The organism is Marinobacter salarius, assembly GCF_032922745.1.
Taxonomy (GTDB): Bacteria; Pseudomonadota; Gammaproteobacteria; order Pseudomonadales; family Oleiphilaceae; genus Marinobacter.
Window position 1 is genome coordinate 3,859,975 of the sequence record NZ_CP136693.1, and the last position, 14,815, is coordinate 3,874,789.

At 57.0% G+C, this 14,815-nt stretch carries 11 protein-coding genes; 4 read left to right on the forward strand and 7 right to left on the reverse strand.

The features are described 5' to 3' along the window. Positions 1-74 precede the first annotated feature (74 nt). Positions 75-656: a cold shock domain-containing protein gene (locus tag R1T46_RS18025; RefSeq protein WP_036206100.1), complete on the forward strand. Its 582-nt coding sequence runs from the start codon at positions 75-77 to the stop codon at positions 654-656. Between the two features lie 71 nt (positions 657-727). Here the strand turns inward: R1T46_RS18025 and R1T46_RS18030 are convergent, their stop codons facing one another. From R1T46_RS18030 to R1T46_RS18045, 4 genes are all read right to left on the reverse strand, one after another. After that, positions 728-1,105 (reverse strand): hypothetical protein, encoded by a 378-nt coding sequence (locus tag R1T46_RS18030; RefSeq protein ID WP_317306434.1) that lies wholly within the window; start codon positions 1,103-1,105, stop codon positions 728-730. After that, positions 1,077-2,483 carry a hypothetical protein gene (locus R1T46_RS18035; RefSeq protein ID WP_317306435.1) on the reverse strand — a complete coding sequence of 469 codons (1,407 nt, stop codon included), beginning with the start codon at positions 2,481-2,483 and terminating at the stop codon, positions 1,077-1,079. Before R1T46_RS18035 ends, R1T46_RS18030 begins: the two co-directional genes overlap by 29 nt. Positions 2,484-2,537: 54 nt before the next feature. After that, on the reverse strand, positions 2,538-3,944 hold the full coding sequence (locus R1T46_RS18040) for a mannose-1-phosphate guanylyltransferase/mannose-6-phosphate isomerase (protein WP_317306436.1): 1,407 nt from the start codon (positions 3,942-3,944) through the stop codon (positions 2,538-2,540). A gap of 106 nt (positions 3,945-4,050) precedes the next feature. Further along, positions 4,051-4,491: a VOC family protein gene (locus R1T46_RS18045; RefSeq protein WP_317306437.1), complete on the reverse strand. Its 441-nt coding sequence runs from the start codon at positions 4,489-4,491 to the stop codon at positions 4,051-4,053. A 78-nt stretch (positions 4,492-4,569) separates the two neighbouring features. Between R1T46_RS18045 and R1T46_RS18050 the strand changes: the two genes are divergently transcribed. Further along, a complete protein-coding gene (locus R1T46_RS18050) occupies positions 4,570-5,511 on the forward strand; it encodes a DUF1853 family protein (protein ID WP_317306438.1) in 942 nt (313 codons plus the stop codon). 12 nt (positions 5,512-5,523) lie between these two features. On the opposite strand, the gene R1T46_RS18055 is transcribed toward R1T46_RS18050, so the two are convergent. Beyond that, entirely contained in the window at positions 5,524-6,585 is a 1,062-nt protein-coding gene (locus R1T46_RS18055; protein WP_317306439.1) for a GGDEF domain-containing protein, read from the reverse strand. 192 nt (positions 6,586-6,777) lie between these two features. On the opposite strand from R1T46_RS18055, the gene R1T46_RS18060 reads away from it, so the two are divergent. Next, positions 6,778-8,655 carry an MFS transporter gene (locus R1T46_RS18060; RefSeq protein WP_317306440.1) on the forward strand — a complete coding sequence of 626 codons (1,878 nt, stop codon included), beginning with the start codon at positions 6,778-6,780 and terminating at the stop codon, positions 8,653-8,655. A gap of 190 nt (positions 8,656-8,845) precedes the next feature. Beyond that, positions 8,846-9,640, forward strand: coding sequence for a transporter substrate-binding domain-containing protein (locus R1T46_RS18065; protein ID WP_317306441.1), 795 nt, complete (start codon positions 8,846-8,848; stop codon positions 9,638-9,640). A 6-nt stretch (positions 9,641-9,646) separates the two neighbouring features. Here the strand turns inward: R1T46_RS18065 and R1T46_RS18070 are convergent, their stop codons facing one another. Both R1T46_RS18070 and R1T46_RS18075 read right to left on the reverse strand, forming a co-directional pair. Continuing rightward, positions 9,647-10,030 carry a hypothetical protein gene (locus tag R1T46_RS18070; RefSeq protein WP_317306443.1) on the reverse strand — a complete coding sequence of 128 codons (384 nt, stop codon included), beginning with the start codon at positions 10,028-10,030 and terminating at the stop codon, positions 9,647-9,649. Then, a complete protein-coding gene (locus tag R1T46_RS18075; protein ID WP_317306445.1) occupies positions 10,027-14,811 on the reverse strand; it encodes an RHS repeat-associated core domain-containing protein in 4,785 nt (1,594 codons plus the stop codon). Before R1T46_RS18075 ends, R1T46_RS18070 begins: the two co-directional genes overlap by 4 nt. Positions 14,812-14,815 lie beyond the last annotated feature (4 nt).

Consider the following 14,815-nt stretch of genomic DNA (forward strand, 5'->3'; position numbering starts at 1 on the left):
CCGCCGGAGACCCGATTTTACCCGATATCCGGCTCTTTATCGTTAGCGTTAGATGAATGGAGAAACTTCAGTCCATGCAAAACCCAGCAAAAGCGATCGTCCTTGCTCTCCTGGTCGCGATTCCGTCACCTTTTATCCTCGGCTTTCTGTTGGTGACTTTCACCCCGGAACTCTTCCAGATTCTGTCTCAGGCCGGCACTAGCGAGGAAGCAACCAGTACCACGTTTGTATTGGGCAGCGCCCAGGGCATCGCAGCCTATATTATTGCGGTTGTCCTTTTCGGCCTGGCAGGCTTCGTAACCGTCGCTCTGGCGGCCAAGAAACCCTCAGCCGTGAAGCAGCAAGCGCCTCGCGCCAGCACGGCACCTCGCCAGCCTGCCCCGCGCAAGCAGCAATCCCAACCGGATTACGAGGATGACGATGACTACGACGACAGTACCCCTGAAGGCAATGAGGAAGGCACCGTCAAGTGGTTCAACGTCAAGAAAGGCTTCGGGTTTATCGTTCGCGATAGCGGCGATGAAGTCTTTGTACACTTCCGCGCCATTCGTGGCCGTGGCCGCCGGGTATTGCGCCAGGGCCAACTGGTCCGGTTCAGCGTTGTCGAAGCGGACAAGGGCCTTCAGGCGGACAACGTGTCCATTCTGAGCGACTGATCCACGAGAACGTGCATCACAAAAAAGGGGGCAGCCAACCGGCTGCCCCCTTTTTTATTGCTGTGAAGAACTCAGTTCCAGACCGCCAGTTGCTCTCCGCGCTGATCCAGCCGCCACCATTTCTCATCCTCCACGGGCTCCCCTTCTTTCCAGTCACCGGGGCTGCAGCGAATCTCGGTATCCATGGCGCGCCAGGCACTCCGGGCGCAATCGAGGTCGGACGCCCAGGGCAGATCCTCACCCTCCAGGATCACAGAGGTGTATCGCTTGCCACCTGCACCGGGGTACAGATTAACGCGGACTCTATGCGCCCGATAATGAGCTGATCCTTTCACCGCCCTGTCACCCAGCGCGTCATCCCTAAGCTCAATGTCGTCCAGATGACTGGCAAGCCAGCTCGATACCGCTGACGACTCCAGGTCACGAATGTAGATTTCGAGATCCCGCACCTTCTGTTTCTCCTGCCGGTTGATCACAATGGACCACATAGTGAACCGGCCCGGGGCGGGCTGCAACCCAGCGTTCGAGTTCATGGCGAAGGTCATCGATTTTCAGGGTCCTGAGCGTACCCTCTGCTTTTCGCTCATGCCACGCCACCTCCGCCGCCGCACGCTCAACGGCCAGGCTTTCAAGGGATCGCTCCAGTGCCTCTGTCGGTTGTTGCCTGGCCATTGCCACCAGTGACTGTCGCCGCAGCGTATCGGTCCTGCCAGCGAGCGCCATACCCTCAATAGGGCCTCGTTCGGCAAACAGGTTCAATCGGGCGGCTGCGCGCTCCACCCACTGGATCATACCGCCAGGAGACCCGACCAGCCGACTCCGGCTTGAGGCGGCATAGCGGATAAGCGCCTGGGACAACTCTATGTTCCAGCGCTTTTCAATCGCTGGTTGATGAGCCGTCAGGATGGCAACCTTCTGGCCGGTACTCGTGCCGGGCATGTCAAAGATATCAAAATCCCGCCCCAGGCAACGCTCCAATTGCCCAACGGCAGCCTCTGCTTCCGGTGAGTCTGGCCCCAGCATGACCACGGGGCCCGGATATCCGGTAACCAGACTGCGGGCCACGCTGAGCTCGGGCGCCATCATTGCAGCCAGGTCCACCGGAGAAACGTTATCCAGAACCAGCGCGGGATAATCCTTGCAGTCGATGCCTTTGGACGGAATGGCGGGATTCTCGCTGGCCATGATTTCCGCCTCATTGCGAAGGTCCAACCTTATAAAACCACAATACAGGAACGGCAATAGTGCCTGTAGCCAACTGGTTTTACCGGTACCCCTTGCCCCTTTCACCCACACCAGTGCTCTTGGAACCGAGACCAGGGTAATCGATACATCTTCCGCCAGCTCCAGCCAGTCCAGGTCGGTAATCACAACGGGCGTATCGCCTTTGTCGGAGGTTTCGGCGACTTGCTGCTGTTCGTCCGCAGCGGGCCACCGGTCGACCAGTTCCAACACCGCAACGTAGGCTTTCTCCTGCAGGCGTTCGGCGTTACGAGTCAGCACCGACAACAGGATGGGCCAGTCCAGCCAGGGGGCATTGCTCAGTTCGCGGGCAGAAGAAAACCAGTACATGAGCTGTGAGGACAACTGGCCCTCCCCGCCCACTTCGGTCACGATGGGCTGCTCACATTGGATGGTGCGGGTCAGTTCGTCAAGATCAACACCGCGGCTGCGCAGGAATCCGCAGATGGCAGGTTCACCATCCAGCAGCGCCAACAGGAAATCCTCAACGGTGATAGCATAACCACCTCGCTGGGCAACGCTGTCACGTGCCCGTTGCAGTGCGGTTTGACAGAGGGGGCTCAGGCATCCTTGCCAGTCTTCCATTCACTTCTCCTTGTGTTATCGGGCATCATCCTGATGCCGTTTCATGTAGATCAATCAGACCCGGTTGTAGGTGTCCTCGAAACGCACAATGTCGTCTTCACCCAGGTAGCTACCCGTCTGCACTTCAATCAGTTCCAGGGGAATAACGCCAGGGTTGGTCAGCCGATGGGTCACACCCAACGGAATGTAGGTGGACTGGTCTTCGGTCAGCAACAACACATCGTCACCGCGATTGACCGTTGCGGTTCCCTTGACCACCACCCAGTGCTCGGCACGATGATGATGTTTCTGCAACGACAGCGACGCCCCGGGTTTCACCGTAATGTGCTTGACCTGGAAACGTTCCCCCATGGCAATACCTTCATAGGTGCCCCAGGGGCGATGAACTTTCTTATGGAACCGATGCTCGTGGCGGCCCTGGGCCTTGACCTGGGCAACCAACTTTTTCACATCCTGAACCCGATCACGATCGGCCACCAATACCACGTCATCCGTTTCAACGATGACATGATCCGTTATGCCCAGCGCTGCAATCAGACGGCCCTCTGAGTGAATGTAGGAGCCAGAAACGTCTTCGGTGATCACATCTCCCCGGCACACGTTGTTGTTCTCATCGTGGGGCTGGATATCCCAAAGCGCGGACCAGGAGCCCACATCCGACCAACCGGCATCCAGGGGCACCACCACCGCATCGTGGGTCTTTTCCATCACTGCATAGTCGATGGAATCGTCCGGGCAAGCCCTGAAGTTCTCGGCACCCACACGGGTGAAATCCATGTCGGCGTTGCGTTCCTTCCAGGCAGCCAGGCAGGCTTTCATCATCTCGGGCTGTTGGCTTTCCAGTTCTTTCAGGTAACGATCAGCACGAAACAGAAACATGCCGCTGTTCCAGAAATAATCACCCTCTTTCAGATACTGGCGGGCGGTGTCTTCGTTTGGTTTTTCCACAAAGGCCGCCACATCGTTGTACCCTTCGTGGGCCGCACCAGCCTTGATGTAGCCGTAGCCAGTGTGAGGCGAGCTGGGCACAATACCAAAGGTAACCAACTTGCCGGAACGGGCGGCTTCAGCGCCCTGACTGACCGCCTGGCGGAACACATCCTGGTTCTTCAATACGTGATCCGAAGGCATCACCAGCAGCAACTCTTCCGGGTTTTCTTCCGCAGCCGCGAGGGCCGCGAGTGCAATGGCCGGAGCAGTATTGCGACCGACCGGCTCGAGAATGATCCCGGCGGTACGCTCGGGTGCCTGGGCCTGCAAATGGGCCGCTACCACAAACCGGTGCTCTTCATTGGTGATGGCCAATACCCGGGCTTTGTCATCCAGTGCCAGGCCACGATCGATGGTTTCCGCCAGCAGGGAATCGTCAGACACCACCGGTAGAAACTGCTTGGGATAGGCTTCACGGGACAACGGCCAGAGACGGGTGCCGGAACCACCAGAAAGAATCACTGCAAGCATGGGTCGTCCTTGTCTTGAATTTTCACGAATTTTACCTCAAAAACCGCCAACCTGTCCTGCCGATGGCGATTAAACCGGTTCCAATCTTGCAAACCTTCACGCCCTCTTACCAGGTGCCAATGTTTTCCATGCTGGCCCAGGGTTCCTTCGGTGGCAGTGACTCCCCTTTCTGGAGCAGCTCAATGGAAATGCCGTCCGGCGACCTGATAAACGCCATATGGCCGTCGCGCGGTGGACGATTGATGGTGACGCCGTTGGCCCGCAGGTGGCTACACAATGCATAGAGATCGTCCACCCGATACGCCAGATGTCCGAAATTGCGACCACCGCTGTATTCTTCCGGGTCCCAGTTATAGGTGAGCTCTATCATCGGAGCCCGGTCCTCCCTGGCCCGTGCCTCATCCTCCGCAGCCGCAAGAAAAACCAGTGTGAAGCGCCCCTTTTCGCTGCTTTTTCGGTTGATTTCCACCATGCCGAGTAACTCGCAGAAAAAGTGCAGGGTCTGTTCCAGATTGCTGACCCGGATCATTGTGTGAAGATACTGCATATTGCGCCTCCTGAAGGATCTATTCGATAACAACCAATGAGGACTGATACCAGCAACCGTTTGGGTTATCCTGCCCTCATGAACCAAGGTCCCGAACGCCTCGCCCCTCACCAGTACCACGTGCCTGCCGTGCGACACCTGGCTTGGATGTGTCGTGCCCCCCAGCTTATCAGCTCCCCAATGGGTTTTAATCCGGAAAATATTCTGCCGGATGACACAGAGGAGCGCCTGAAGGCATGGGACCGTGCGCCTCAGCTTGGCCCGGAGGTACTGACGGAAGAGCCGGCACGACGCTTGGGACACTATTTCGAACGTCTTTACGAGTGCCTGATGAGAGACCTGCTTGGTTGGGAAATACTACTCAAGAACCAACCGGTCAGAAATAATGGCATCACCCTGGGTGAGCTGGATTTTGTGGTCCGAAATCCTGCGGATAACGCCGTCGAACACCACGAAATTGCCGTGAAGTTTTACCTGGGCCATCTGGAAACCGGCCAGGACAAACCACTCTGGTACGGGCCCAATGCCCGGGACCGGCTGGACATCAAAACCAGGCGGCTGACAGACCACCAAAGCCAGCTGACAGAAAAACCAGAGGCCCGCAACCTGCTGACATCCCTGGGTATTGATACGCCCGCGCGGCCCCGGATATTCATGCCCGGGTATCTTTTCTACCCTCTGACAAACGCCTTGCCCTCACCCGACAACATACCGCCAGGACATCTGCGCGGCCATTGGCTCTATATAGACAACCTGGACGCAAAAGAAACGACGGGAAACGAGAAAACCACTGACACGAAACACTGGGTCCCGCTGATCAAGCCACACTGGCTTGGCCTCTGGCGTCAGAAAGAGGCGCCTGACCAAAACCAAACGGAGGACGCGCTGGAGGAGGTCCGCTCTGCCGGCATTCCCCGCCTGTTTGCGACCCTTGAGCGATCTGAGGACGGGGATTGGCGGGAAACGTCACGCGTGTTTGTGGTCCCCAGTGAATGGCCGGGGCTCCCCCGTCGCGGTTGATGCCTTGATGGGCTAACCTGCTTCCAGCTCCACGCGATTCCTGCCACCCTCCTTGCTGCGATAGAGTGCGCGATCCGCACGACTGATGGCCGAATTCAGATTGTCGCCCCGGCGAAACTCACTGACGCCAGCACTGATGCTCAGATCAATGGGCTCATCGGTTGTCGCCAGCCAGTCATGGGCCAGAAGCGCTTTTCGCACGCGCTCCGCACTGGCTTGAGCGCTATTCAGGTCGGTGTCTGGAAGCACCGCGAGAAATTCCTCACCGCCCCAGCGGGAGATCAAGTCCTGAATGCGTAGTTGAGCCTCGATTATGTTGGCGACTTCAATCAACACCCGATCACCAATCTCGTGTCCATGCCGGTCATTGATGGCCTTGAAGTGGTCGATATCAAGTACCAGGAACGCAACGGGTCGCCCCGTCCTCCGGAAACGCGCCAGCTCCTTTTCAGCAAGGTAGGTCATGTGTCGCCGGTTGAAGAGGCCCGTCAACGAATCGGTTGTCGCCATCCGCCGCAGTTTCCGGTTTGCCGTGGTCACCATGGTGAGGTAGAAGAACGACAGGTAGCTGAACATGGCAAACACCACACTCAGGTTAAACAGATAAACGGCAAGCAGGGCTCCAGGGGCAACGGGCTGCAGCGGTTCGATGAACCACATCATCAGGTACAGGGCGATGTAATAGCTCCACAACGCCAGCAGGCAGATCACCGCTGACCGCAACGCCATGCTAACGAACAGCGCCGGTATAAACATCAGCAAGTAATAGTGAAAGCCGCTGTCCCAGCCGATAAGCACAATGCCCAGCCCGGCGTGGATAATCACTTCCGCCCAGATCAGGCCAATGGCCAGGCCATTCTGCTTCCTGCCCAACGCCCTGTATGCCACGACATACATGGTGACACTTACAATATTCACCCACGCCAGGATAGGCGAGCCGAGCATGTGGAACAGAAAGAAAAATGCCACATCAACCGTGGCTGCAATCTGACAACAACGCTTGGCCACCTGCCAGAATTGCGGACGACGCTCCCTGATTGATTCCCTGGCAGACATGGATCTGGCCTGATTCATAAACAGTAACTTCCAAAACGGGTATCTTCAGGTTACCCCGAAAAGCACAAGCCTGCTCACCACAAACGTAAAATACTGAAAATCTTTGAAACCCCCGTACGAAGCGTGAAGCTCATGCAACCAGAACCCTACTCCAGCAACCGGTTTGTGGCAGAATAATGCCCATCAACAATGAGAGGATGGACCACTATCATGGACGACCACAGCCAGTTCCGGCTGCTTTCAGAGCGACGCTTCCTGCCGTTCTTCCTGACCCAGTTCTCAGGCGCCTTTAACGACAACCTGTTCCGCAACATTCTGCTGTTGCTGATTACTTACACGGCTGGTGGCCTGCTGGGCCTGCCCATTGATGTGGTGGTCAACATCGCGGCGTTGCTGTTTATCCTGCCTTTTTTCCTGTTTTCCGGCATCGCTGGCCAACTGGCGGACAAGTATGAAAAGTCCCGTGTGATTCGCTGGGTAAAACTCGCGGAGATCGCCATTATGGCGCTGGCCGCCGCCGGGCTCTGGGTCGGCTGGTACGAATCGCTTCTGCTGTTGCTGTTCCTGATGGGCGTGCAATCCACCTTCTTCGGCCCTGTGAAGTACGCCATCCTGCCACAGGTGCTTCGGGACGATGAGCTGGTGGGCGGAAACGCGCTGGTGGAAATGGGCACCTTCGTGGCTATTCTTGTGGGCACACTCGCCGCAGGCCTGCTTATGGGCAGCGACCAACCGGAGAAACTCGCAGCAATCGGGGTCCTAGCCCTGGCCGTCATCGGCTACCTGGCAGCGCGGCAAGTCCCGGTGACCGGCACCACCAACCCCGACATGACCATACGCTTGAACCCACTGCGAGAAACCTGGCATCTGATGCGCCTGGCCGCAGACAACCACTCGGTGTTGCTGTGCATCATGGCCATTTCCTGGTTCTGGTTCCTCGGCGCCGCCTACCTCACCCAGTTCCCCAGCTTTGCCCAGACCGACCTTATGGGTGATGAAACCGTGGTCACCCTTCTGCTGGCCATCTTCACCATCGGCATTGCGTTAGGCTCTGTCGCCTGCGAACGGCTTTCCGGCCATCGGATAGAACTGGGCATTGTGCCCATTGGCTCACTGGGCATCAGCCTGTTCGGGCTCGACCTCTACTTCAACATGCCCGCCAACCCGGTGCCAACCGACTGGTGGATGATGATCAGCGACAGCCAGCACCGGCAGGTGGCTGTCGATCTGCTGGGGATCGGCTTTTTTGGTGGCCTGTTTATCGTGCCCCTTTACGCGTTTGTGCAACGGGAAACCCCGGAGGAACGGCGCGCCCGTGTTATTGCGGCACTGAACGTGTTCAACGCCCTGTTTATGGTGGTCAGCGCCATCATGGGCGTGATGATGCTGGGCGTGATCGGCCTCAGCATCCCCGAATTCTTCCTGGTACTGGCCATCATGAACCTGATTGTGGCGGGCTTTGTGTACCAGCAGGTGCCCGAATTCGCCCTTCGGTTTATTGTCTGGGTGCTTTCCCACACTATTTACCGGGTACACCACGAAGGCCTGAATCGCATTCCCGAAGAAGGACCGGCACTGCTGGTCTGCAATCACGTCACCTACATGGATGCCCTCGTGATTGCCGGTGCGATCAGGCGGCCGGTTCGATTCGTGATGGACTACCAGATCTTTAAAACGCCGGTACTTGGCGCGATTTTCAGGCTTGCCAAAACCATTCCCATTGGCTCCCGCAATCGGGTGCCAGAGATCTACGACGCCGCCTTCGATCGCATTGACGAAGAACTGGACGCCGGCCATGTCATCTGCATCTTTCCCGAGGGCCGCCTGACCTCCGACGGTGAAGTAGCCACCTTCCGCGGCGGCGTGGATATTATCCTGGAGCGACGCCCGGTACCGGTGGTTCCCATGGCACTGCGAGGCCTGTGGGGCAGCTTCTTCAGCCACTGCGGCGGGCCTGCGTTGAAACATTTGCCCAAGCGCTTCTGGTCGCGGATTGAACTCATTGCCGGTGAGCCAGTTACCGCGCAGGAGGCCAATGCGGAAATGTTGGAAGAGAACGTAAAAGCACTCAGGGGAGGCGGCCGCTGAAGACAACGGCTCGTGAGTAAGTTGTAAACCTGGGAGTGACTGCTACCTTTTGAGTATTATCAGGTTTTTGATTCTCTGACTTCGGGATATGACCTCAGCCGGACGTTTTGTCTGGCGAGCACAACCGGTAGTGGATGGAATGATGTGTCTGCAAGGATCGCTCCGCTTGGCTCGAGGATTACATCGACTCGTGGCCACGCTTCTATGCGTAGCCATGGTCCACATCCTCGCTCCCCAGCTTCACGCTGAAGAGTCGGATTCCACCGTCCGGCTCACCAATGGCCACTGGCCTCCCTACATGGAAAATACCCCACCTCACTTCGGGGTCATTTCCCAGATCGTTACCCTGGCCTTCGCCAAAGAGGACATTTCCGTAACCTATGGCTTTTTCCCTTGGTCCCGCGCCCGCCTACTGGCTCAAAAAGGTTTGCGGGATGGCTCAGTCGCCTGGACCTGTCGCGGGAAATTACTCAAGTTCTTTCACTTCAGCGACCCCATCGTCGCCCATAACTACGCCCTGTTTCATCGCAAAGATATGGATTTCGACTGGGACACAGTGAAAGATCTGGAAAGCTACCGGATCGGCCTGACCCAGGATTACAACTACGGCGAGGAATTCGAGGAAGCCGTCGCCGCCGGCACCATCAGCGCGGACACCACCACCTCCGACGAATCCAACTTTCGCAAACTTGCAGCCGGCCGTATAGACCTGTTCCCCATGGAGCCCGCCGTGGGCATGGGCATGCTGAAAGAGCTTGGGCTCAGCGACAAAATCACCTTCCACACCACGCCGCTGCAGTCGGATTACTTGTACCTGATTCTGTCCAAGCGGGTGCCTGAGAGTGGGCGGTACCTGGAGAAATTCAACGAAGGGCTCAGCGAGCTTCGGGCGTCTGGCAGGCTGGAGGACTTGATTGCGACCTCACTGCCAGATTTACCGGCTAGGTATCTGGTGGTGGAGGATGAGGTTCAGTGTGTGGAGTGAGGTCGACTACAATGCCTTTCCAGATTGGTCTATTGCGGGTGAAACTGAAGGACGCCGAGTTACGATTACACCAATCACCTTTTCCGGTATGCCCTCAAAATAAAGCTTGGCTGAATAGCCAGCTCCTTTGAAACCAATAAACTGAATGTTTTCACTTTCGGAAATACTAAGTTTCTCAATTGTTGATTCGAATCCCCAATTCTCAAATCCCGCATTCAGAACTGAATCGTAGTGTATTTTCATCTGCTCAGCCTCCTGCTTCGGCTCGACACTGACAGAAGCTGAATTCACAAATCTAAAATCAGGTGACATGACGATTTCACGCAACTGCGCGACATCTGTGCTGTTCGCCCTCGTACGAATAACATTCTCTAAATCTTTCTTGATCATGGTCTAAACACCTCAATACCATCTCTAGGTCCGCGTAGAAGAATTTCCTGTTCGCCCCATTCGTCAGGAGACCACTCCCACGCCCAGCTATCACTTCCATTGGGAGCGCCTACCGGCACTCTGAGAACAACTCCACCTTGTCCATTTCCCTCTGCAAATTTTCGAGCAATATCAGGTGACCGCGTCCAAGAGGTATAAGGACTATTAGCCGATTCTCCACCGAGGTTGTGGGCATCAGGACTAACGGTTCCCGCGCTGTTTCCTGGTCTGACTCTTCCATTTAACCCATTTGGTAAATCTGGATGGTCTGCGTGCACCCCTCTGTACAGAAAGGAGCCGGGCTCACCCTGGGGTAACTTCGGGATACTCTCCCACTGATTTCCGTTTGGTTCCTCTTTAGCCAGTGACACCAATCCCAACGGATCCACCCACCCCGTCGGATTAGGCACATACTGGTAGTTATTCAAACCGCCCGCAAGCCCAATCGGGTCCGGGGTCAGGAAGCGCCCGGTGCTGGGGTTGTAGTACCGGTGGCGGTTGTAGTGCAGGCCGGTTTCTGGGTCGTGGTATTGGCCCTGGAAGCGGATCGGGTTGTCGATTTCGTTGACCAGGGCGCGAACAACGTTGCCGTAGGCGCGGTAAGTCACCGACCAGGCGAGGTCACCCTCGGCGTTGGTAATCTCCTGGGGGGTGCCCAGGTGGTCCAGGTGGTAATAGTAAATACTGGCCTGTTCGGGGCCGCAGCCGTCTACCAGTGCCAGGGGTTTGAAGGTATCTGGCTCGTAGATGTAGGTGCGGTACTGGTCGCCGGTTTCCTCGGCGATCAGGCGGTCGCCCTGCCAGAGGAATTCGGTTCGTGTCAGGCCGTTGGTTTTGGCGATGCGGCGGCCGAAGGCGTCGTATTCGTAGTGCCAGGTGCTGCCATCCGGTTTGGTGACGCTGCTCAGGCGATGTTCGAAGTCGTAGGTGTACCGGGTGACCAGTCTCTGGTCCTTACCACGGCGTTCTTCAGTCAGGTTGCCGAATTCGTCATATTCGTAGTGGCAGTCACCGTGCATGGTGAGCCGGTTGCCGCGTACGGTGGCGGTGTTTCCACTGGCCGGGCTTTGGCTTTGTTCCAGCAGGTTGCCGGCTGGGTCGTGGATCAGTTGTTCGTAGAGGTCGCCTCGCACGCCAACCAGCCTGTCCATGGGATCGTAAACGTATTCCCGCAGGCCTTTGCGGCTGTCCTGAATGGCTTTTAGGTTGCCGTTTGGATCGTACTGGTAATCCCGCTGGGCAGCGATGTCCTTGATGCGGCCCTGGTGCACCCGGTGCTGGGTCAGACGGCCTTCTTCGTCGTAGACATAGGCACTCAACAGGTCGCCCTGTTGGCGTTCGATTTCCTCGCCTGTGGAAGCCATGCGATGGCGGGTTAGTGGTTTTCCGTTGAGGTCGATGCCAGACAGAAGGCCAGCTTTATCATGCTGGTAGGTCAGCGACTGACCATCCGGGAGCACCATGCCGCGCAAGCGGTCCATCTCGTCGTATTGGTAACGAAGGGTTGCCCAACCCTGGTGCTCCGTTTTCAGTAGGCCGAATTCATCGTACTCAAAGGCCAATGGCCAGCACCCGTCATCCACAGCGGTAAGCTTACCGTCGGCGTTATAGCCGTACTGGATTTCACGGCCGTCTGGCAGCACTTTTTTCAGTAGTTGACCGAGCTCATCCCGCTCGTAGGCCGTGGTCTGCAGTACGTCTGTGGACGTGCCGTACTCAGCTTTCTCGATCAGGTGACCGTTCAGGTCGTACTGGTAAGCCGTCCTGTGACCGTCGAAAGCCGTTTCCTGTTTGACCAGACCGTTCGGGTAATAGTCGATGTGATACTCTTCACCCCGTTCGTTCTCGATGTGGGTGAGCAGGAAACGGTGGTGATCATACCGGTAGCGCAATTCGCTGCCGTCCGGGTTAATGCGTCGGGTCAGCAGGTGGAGGTTGTTGCCGTATTCGTAGCAGGTTTCCCGGCCCTTCTCGTCAACAAAACGCGTTACTTTGTTGTAGTGGTTGTAGTGGTACTGTCGGCGCCGGTTGCCAGAGAGAATTTCGTCCGTCACCCGCCCGAGGCCATCATACTGATAACGGGTAATGGCGCCCCGGGCGTCTTTCTTGGCCAATAACTGGCCAAATTCATCGTACCGGTATTGGTAGAAAGCACCGGTGGGGATGGTTTCCTCGATCAGTTGGCCGTGGTTGTTCCAGCCCCATTTGTGGGTTCGGCCATCGGGCAGGTTTACCTGTGTTAGCTGGCCCTGGGGGTTGTAGCTGTAGCGGGTAACTCGTCCCTTTGGATCGGTTTCGCGGGCGAGGTCACCGTGTCGGGTATAATCGAACGCCCATGTCTGGCCGCTGCGGTGGATTTCCGCGATCCGCCCTTTGCGATAGGTGAAGAGAGCAGTCTGGCCGTCGGGGCCTGTTTTACCCTGCAGGCGTCCGTTGCTGTCGTATTGGTACTCGGTGCGGGCGCCCATGGGGTCAACGGTGGCCTGCAAGCGGCCTTTTTCATCGTACTCGCTGACGTGTTTGGCACCGTCCGGGTCGACCTTTTCCTGCAGTTGCGCTGCGCCGTCGTATCGCCAAATCTCCTTGCTCCCGTCGACGTAGCTGACGGTGCAACTGTGGTTATCGTCGTCCCACTCAAACCGGGTATCAACCTGGGCACTGTCGCCCCATTGGTGAATGCAACGCCCTTTGGGCGAGGCTTCGTCCCATTCCAGATAGAAGCTGTATCCGCCAGCAAGCTTACGGCTGGTCAGCATGTGGTTGTCATAACCGTAGCGTTCGATACCACCGATCGCATCTTCAGCCGCGATCAGGTCATCACCGTCATCGTAGCTGTATCGGCGCTCGGTCCTCAGCGCCTGCCACTGGTAACCGGTGTCGGTCAGCTTACGTCGCAGGCGGTTGACCGCTTTGAGATAAGGGCCGTCAAATTCGAATGCGAGGGCGTCTCCAGCATCACTGACCACTCGCTCCAATTGGCCGTGGAGGTCATAGCCAACCTGCAGTTTGTTGCCGTATCGATCGGAAATCTGCACCAGCACACCACGCCCCCCCTCCCGGCGGAAGTGGTAGCGTGGTGCTTTCTCCCCGGCACAGGCAACAATCTGCTCGCCATCTTTCCAGGCGGCCATGCCGGTCTGAGAGTTGGTGCCAAAGGGGGTGCTATCGAGCTCAGGCAGACGGGTATTCTTACCTTCGTGGTCATGCCAGGTGATGCTGTTGCCATCAAAGCTCAGGCTATGGTTCAGGCTATGGCGCCAGCCGTAACCCATATCCAGGCGCCGATCACTGCTGCCGGAGCGATACACCCGCTTGAATTCAAAGGGCAACGGGCCGCTGAGGCGCGCATCCGTCAGCTCAAGCACCTCTTCACCGGTAACCGTGCTGATCGGGTCTTCCACGCTTTCCGTGGATTCATTGTCCTGCGTGACCCGGCCCTGATCGGTTTCAGAGGGCGATGGATCATCCCGGACCGGAGCCTTGCTGGCCTCACTGGCGGCAGCATGATCACGGCCTCCAGCCTGCAAGTTCACAACCTCGTCATCGTCAGCAATCTGCTGATACATCGCATTGCGGTTTCGAACGTCCGGACCGGGCTGGGTGCTGGACGGGTTCAGGCGGCTACCGCCGGCCACCTGGATGGCGCGGTGATTGGTACCGATATCCTCCATGAAATCCTGAAACTCCCTGGCAAACTGGCCAAGAAATTCCCCGAGAATATTTTTGTTGGTGCGTGCGCCATCCGCCACGTTCATCGCACCTGCAACCGCTTTGCTGCCAATACGGACACCATACTTGGCTGCCAGGCCGGCACCACCGGTGATGATCAACCCAACGACCACGTCGAACAGAATCTGCCCAACCAGTTCGCCCGAGACTTCAGCTACCTGAGTGGGTGACAGAAGCCGGAAATACTGGCGGACGGTGTACATCACCAGGAACAGGAAGATCTCATCGTTAGCCACAAGGCACGCCTTGAGATAGGCATCGTCGGCTTTTTTCAGCGTCTCCATCTGTTCCTGAAGATCGTCCGGCAGGTTGCTGAAGTCGTAATCCAACAAACCGCAGATTACTTCGTAGATACGACGGATATCATCCAACACGGCGGTAAAGCCATCCGCGATGCCTTCCTGAAGACGGCCGTAAACGGCCAGCGACTGTTCCGTGGAGCTCATTGACAGATAACTGTCCCATTCCTGGCGGGCGCCGTTGTTCCAGGTGCTTTCCAGCAGAGCGCAGCAACGGTCTACGAAGCTCTCGTAGGTTTGATAGAGCGCATCCATCTCCGCCTGGGAGACATCGGGAGACATCACCACCCGGTATTCCTTTCCGGGAGTGACCGGCACTTCCGCAAGGCCATTCTCATCCGTGGTGCCGCTGTGAATCGTGTCCCAGCTATCGAATATCCATCCGGTATTTTCCTGAATCTGGAAACGCGTGGACGGTATCGGGGTCTTGCTCACGTTCTCATGGAAGTGGGCAATCTTGATTTTTCGGGTTTCCTCGCAAGGCGCAACGGTGGACGAGACAATCTCGTTTTCACTGACGTCCTCACGGTTGTTCTCACCATTGACCTCCAGAACCTGTTCATGCCCCATGAAGATCGATGAGAACCAGCCGTCACGCCAGTCATCGTAGGAATTGGAAAGGGATTCCCGAAGCTCCCGGGTAATGGCATTGATATCCGGAAGTGCGCCGGATGTCTGTTCTGAAGCCTGAAGAGCCGTCCGTGACTCGATCATTGAT

Coding starts and splice junctions, on each gene's coding strand:
- R1T46_RS18025 (WP_036206100.1), top strand. CDS start 75: ATGCAAAACCCAGCAAAAGCGATCGTCCTTGCTCTCCTGGTCGCGATT.
- R1T46_RS18035 (WP_317306435.1), bottom strand. CDS start 2,483: ATGGAAGACTGGCAAGGATGCCTGAGCCCCCTCTGTCAAACCGCACTG.
- R1T46_RS18040 (WP_317306436.1), bottom strand. CDS start 3,944: ATGCTTGCAGTGATTCTTTCTGGTGGTTCCGGCACCCGTCTCTGGCCG.
- R1T46_RS18045 (WP_317306437.1), bottom strand. CDS start 4,491: ATGCAGTATCTTCACACAATGATCCGGGTCAGCAATCTGGAACAGACC.
- R1T46_RS18050 (WP_317306438.1), top strand. CDS start 4,570: ATGAACCAAGGTCCCGAACGCCTCGCCCCTCACCAGTACCACGTGCCT.
- R1T46_RS18055 (WP_317306439.1), bottom strand. CDS start 6,585: ATGAATCAGGCCAGATCCATGTCTGCCAGGGAATCAATCAGGGAGCGT.
- R1T46_RS18060 (WP_317306440.1), top strand. CDS start 6,778: ATGGACGACCACAGCCAGTTCCGGCTGCTTTCAGAGCGACGCTTCCTG.
- R1T46_RS18070 (WP_317306443.1), bottom strand. CDS start 10,030: ATGATCAAGAAAGATTTAGAGAATGTTATTCGTACGAGGGCGAACAGC.
- R1T46_RS18075 (WP_317306445.1), bottom strand. CDS start 14,811: ATGATCGAGTCACGGACGGCTCTTCAGGCTTCAGAACAGACATCCGGC.